The following is a 5,466-nucleotide window of genomic DNA, read 5'->3' as shown; positions in this document are numbered from 1 at the left end:
CGACGGTGAGCGAGCCGGCGTCCTTGAATACGTCGTCGCCCTGGGCCGGAGCCTTGTACTCGACTTGGGTCTGCCCGGCGGCGAGGGTGACCTTGTCGCCATTGCTTAGGGTGACCGTGAGTGGGCGGTCCAGCGCCTGGTTGATCTTGACGGTGAAGGACGGTTGCTGGGCTTCGGTGACGTCGCCGTTGCTGACGATGGTCACCGCCACTTTGTCGCCCTGGTTGCCGCTCCCAGGCGTACCGGTACCTGGCTCGTCAGTGACGGTGGTGGTGAGGGGGTTGCTGCCGAGTGTCAGCTTCTCGAAGTTATCCGCGCCGGTGACCGACTCGAGTTTGTTGACGATGCTCGGCTGCCCGCCGACATAGACGTCGTCCTTGGCGGTGATGGTGGCCGTGCCGGTCGCGCTGCCTGCTGGGACGGTGACCTTGGTGCCATCGCTGAGGGTGAAGGTCAGGCCGGCGTGACCGGTGACCGCCAAGCCCTGGGCGTTGCTCAGGGTGACGGTGTAGGTGACTTGCCCGCCTTCGGTGACGGTGGTCTTGTTGGCAGTGAGGGTGGCGAGCACCTCGCTGGTGGTGTCGGCGATCTGAACCGTCGCGGCACCGCCGAACTCCAGGTTCTCGAAGGTCTTCCCGGTCACGGAAGCATCCGCGATGCCGACGGTGAGCGAGCCGGCGTCCTTGAATACGTCGTCGCCCTGGGCCGGAGCCTTGTACTCGACTTGGGTCTGCCCGGCGGCGAGGGTGACCTTATCGCCGTTGCTCAAGGTGACGGTGAGTGGGCGGTCCAGTGCCTGGTTGATCTTGACGGTGAAGGACGGTTGCTGGGCTTCGGTGACGTCGCCGTTGCTGACGATGGTCACCGCCACTTTGTCGCCCTGGTTGCCGCTCCCAGGCGTACCGGTACCTGGCTCGTCAGTGACGGTGGTGGTGAGGCTATTACCGCCCAGTGTCAGCTTCTCGAAGTTATCGCCTCCGCTAACCGACTCGAGTTTGTTGACGATGCTCGGCTGCCCGCCGACATAGACGTCGTCCTTGGCAGTGATGGTGGCCGTGCCGGTCGCGCTGCCTGCTGGGACGGTGACCTTGGTGCCGTCGCTGAGGGTGAAGGTCAGGCCGCCGTGACCGGTGACCGCCAAGCCCTGGGCATTGCTCAGGGTGACGGTGTAGGTGACTTGGCCGCCCTCGGTGACGGACGTCTTGTCGGCGGTGAGTGTCGCCACGACTTCGCTAGTGGTGTCGGCGATCTGCACGGTTGCCGAACCACCCAGTTCCAGGTTCTCGAAGGCTTTGCCCTCGACAGTAGCGCTGCTGATACCGACGGTAACGGAGCCTGCGTCTTTGAAGACATCCTCGCCTTGGGCCGGAGCCTTGTACTCGACTTGGGTTTGGCCCGCGGCGAGGGTGACCTTGTCGCCATTGCTCAGGGTGACCGTGAGTGGGCGGTCGAGCGCCTGGTTGATCTTGACGGTGAACGAAGGCTGTTGTGCCTCGTTGACATCACCGTTACTGACGATAGTCACCGAGACCTTATCGCCTTGGCCGCTCGGCTCATCGGTCACTGTGGTGGCCAGGTTATTGCTGCCGAGGGTGAGCTTTTCGAAGTTGTCGGCGCCAGTAACGGATTCCAGCTTGTTGATGATGCTCGGTTGCCCGCCGACGTAGACGTCGTCCTTGGCGGTGATGGTGGCCGTGCCGGTCGCACTGCCTGCTGGGACGGTGACCGTTGTGCCGTCGCTGAGCGTGAACGTGAGTCCGTCGTGGCCGGTGATCGCCAGGCCCTGGGCGTTGCTCAAGGTTACTGTGTAGGTGACTTGCCCGCCTTCCGTGACGGTGGTCTTGTCGGCGGTGAGGGTGGCGAGCACCTCGCTGGTGGTGTCGGCGATCTGCACGGTAGCCGAGCCGCCCAGCTCCAGGTTCTCGAAGGTCTTGCCCTCGACCGTGGCGCTGCTGATGCCGACGGTGAGCGAGCCGGCGTCCTTGAAGACGTCCTCGCCTTGGGCCGGTGCCTTGTACTCGACTTGGGTTTGGCCCGCAGCAATGATGACCTTGTCGCCATTGCTCAACGTGACGCTAAGCGGGCGGTCGAGCGCTTGGTTGATCTTGACGGTGAACGAGGGCTGCTGGGCTTCGGTAACGTCTCCGTTGCTGACGATCGTGACCGCGACCTTGTCGCCCTGGTTGCCAGCACCCGGCGTGCCAGTGCCCGGCTCGTCGGTGACGGTGGTGGTGAGGGTGTTGCTGCCCAGCGTCAGCTTCTCGAAGTTATCCGCGCCGATGACGCTTTCGAGCTTGTTGACCAGCGCCGGCTGGCCGCCGACGTAGACGTCGTCCTTGACGGTGATCGTGGCCGTGCCGGTGGCGCTGCCTGCCTGAACGGTGACCTTGGTGCCATCGCTGAGGGTGAAGGTCAGCCCGCCGTGGCCGGTGACCGCCAGGCCCTGGGCGTTGCTCAAGGTGACGGTGTAGGTGATTTGGCCGCCTTCGGTGACGGTCGTCCTGTCGGCGGTCAACGTCGCCACGACTTCGCTGGTGGTATCGGCGATCTGCACGGTGGCCGCGCCACCAAGTTCCAGGTTCTCGAAGGCCTTGCCTTCGACGGTGGCGCTGCTGATGCCGATGGTGAGCGATCCGGCGTCTTTGAAGACGTCTTCACCTTGGGCCGGCGCCTTGTATTCAACCTGTGTCTGGCCTGCATCGATGGTGACCTTGTCGCCATTGCTTAGGGTGACCGTGAGTGGGCGGTCCAAGGCCTGGTTGATCTTGACGGTGAATGACGGCTGCTGGGCTTCGGTAACGTCTCCGTTGCTGACGATCGTGACTGCGACCTTGTCGCCTTGGTTGCCCGCACCCGGCGTACCGGTACCTGGCTCGTCGGTGACGGTGGTGGTGAGGGTGTTGCCGCTCAAGGTCAGCTTCTCGAAGTTATCTGCGCCGATGACGCTTTCGAGCTTGTTGACCAACGCCGGCTGGCCGCCGACGTACACATCGTCCTTGACGGTGACCGTCACCGAGCCGGACGACTGGCCCGCCGCCACGGTGATCTGTGTGCCATCGGACAAGGTGAAGGTCAGGCCGCCGTGGCCGTTGACGGGGAAGGCGGGTGCGTGGAGCAGGTTCACCGTGTAGGTGACCTGCCCGCCCTCGGCGACGGAGGTCTTGTCCACGGAAAGCGTGGCGATCACTTCGGTCACGGTGTCGCTTATCTGCACCGTGGCGGGGCCGCCTAGCTCCAGGCTCTCGAAGGTCTTGCCCTCGACGGTGGCGCTGCTGATGCCGACCGTGAGCGAGCCAGCATCCTTGAACACGTCGTCGCCCTGGGCGGGCGCCTTGTACTCGACCTGGGTCTGCCCAGCGGCAAGGGTGACCTTGTCGCCGTTGCTCAAGGTGACGGTGAGCGGGCGGTCGAGGGCCTGATTGATCGTCACTGTGAAGGATGGCTGCTGGGCTTCAGTGACGTCGCCGTTGCTGACAATGCTGACCGACACCTTGTCGCCTTGGCCGCTCGGTTCATCGGTCACTGTGGTGGTCAGGTTATTGCCGCCCAGCGTCAGCTTCTCGAAGTTGTCGGCGCCAGTCACCGACTCCAGCTTGTTGATGATGCTCGGCTGGCCGCCGACGTAGATGTCGTCCTTGGCGTTGATGGTGGCCGTGCCGGTGGCGCTGCCCGCAGGGACGGTGACCGTGGTGCCGTCGCTGAGGGTGAAGGTCAGCCCGCCATGGCCGGTGACCGCCAAGCCCTGGGCGTTGCTCAAGGTGACGGTGTAGGTGATTTGACCGCCTTCGGTGACGGTCGTCTTGTCGGCGGTCAACGTCGCCACGACTTCGCTGGTGGTATCGGCGATCTGCACGGTGGCCGAGCCACCGAGCTCCAGGTTTTCGAAGGACTTGCCTTCGACCGTAGCGCTGGCGATGCCGACGGTCAGAGAGCCGGCATCCTTGAAGACGTCCTCGCCTTGGGCCGGAGCCTTGTACTCGACTTGGGTTTGGCCCGCGGCGAGGGTGACCTTGTCGCCATTGCTCAGCGTGACGGTAAGCGGGCGGTCGAGCGCCTGGTTGATCTTGACGGTGAAGGACGGTTGCTGGGCTTCGGTGACGTCGCCGTTGCTGACGATGGTCACCGCCACTTTGTCGCCCTGGTTGCCGCTCCCAGGCGTACCGGTACCTGGCTCGTCAGTTACGGTGGTGGTGAGGCTATTACCGCCCAGTGTCAGCTTCTCGAAGTTATCGCCCCCGCTAACCGACTCGAGTTTGTTGACGATGCTCGGCTGCCCGCCGACATAGACGTCGTCCTTGGCGGTGATGGTGGCCGTGCCGGTCGCGCTGCCTGCTGGGACGGTGACCTTGGTGCCGTCGCTGAGGGTGAAGATCAGGCCGCCGTGACCGGTGACCGCCAAGCCCTGGGCATTGCTCAGGGTCACGGTGTAGGTGACTTGGCCGCCCTCGGTGACGGACGTCTTGTCGGCGGTGAGTGTCGCCACGACTTCGCTGGTGGTGTCGGCGATCTGCACGGTGGCCGAATTACCCAGTTCCAGGTTCTCGAAGGATTTGCCTTCGACGGTGGCGCTGCTGATGCCAACCGTCAGCGAGCTGGCGTCCTTGAAGACGTCCTCGCCTTGGGCGGGGGCCTTGTATTCAACCTGTGTCTGGCCTGCATCAATGATGACCTTGTCGCCATTGCTCAGGGTGACCGTGAGTGGGCGGTCCAGCGCCTGGTTGATCTTGACGGTGAAGGAGGGCTGCTGCGCTTCGGTGACATCGCCGTTGCTGACGATGATCACGGAAATCTTGTCGCCCTGGTTGCCAGAACCCGGCGTGCCAGTGCCCGGCTCGTCGGTGACGGTGGTGGTGAGGGTGTTGCCGCTCAAGGTCAGCTTTTCGAAGTTATCTGCGCCGATGACGCTTTCGAGCTTGTTGACCAGCGCCGGCTGGCCGCCGACATACACATCGTCCTTGGCGATGACCGTCACCGAGCCGGACGACTTGCCCGCCGCGACGGTGATCTGTGTGCCATCGGACAAGGTGAAGGTCAGGCCGCCATGGCCGTTGACCGGGAAGGCGGGCGCGTGGAGCAGGTTCACCGTATAGGTGACGTGTCCGCCCTCGGCGACGGAGGTCTTGTCCACGGAGAGCGTGGCGATCACCTCGGTGACGGTGTCGCTGATCTGCACCGTGGCGGGGCTACCCAGTTCCAGATGCTCGAAGGTCTTGCCCTCGACCGTGGCGCTGCTGATGCCGACGGTGAGCGAGCCGGCGTCCTTGAAGACGTCGTCGCCCTGGGCCGGAGCCTTGTACTCGACTTGGGTCTGCCCGGCGGCGAGGGTGACCTTATCGCCGTTGCTCAAGGTGACGGTGAGTGGGCGGTCCAGTGCCTGGTTGATCTTGACGGTGAAGGACGGTTGCTGGGCTTCGGTGACGTCGCCGTTGCTGACGATGGTCACCGCCACTTTGTCGCCCTGGTTGC

General features: G+C 64.1%; 1 protein-coding gene. It reads right to left on the bottom strand.

Annotation, left to right across the window (positions count from 1 at the left end; all coding sequences use genetic code 11):
* The coding region (locus P0Y43_RS23725) for an immunoglobulin-like domain-containing protein (RefSeq protein WP_345774575.1) at positions 1–5,466 on the bottom strand (5,466 nt) is incomplete at both ends.

The sequence above is a fragment of the Pseudomonas entomophila genome (assembly GCF_029193575.1).
Classification (GTDB): domain Bacteria; phylum Pseudomonadota; class Gammaproteobacteria; order Pseudomonadales; family Pseudomonadaceae; genus Aquipseudomonas; species Aquipseudomonas entomophila_G.
This window is presented reverse-complemented; position numbering and strand designations above follow the sequence as displayed.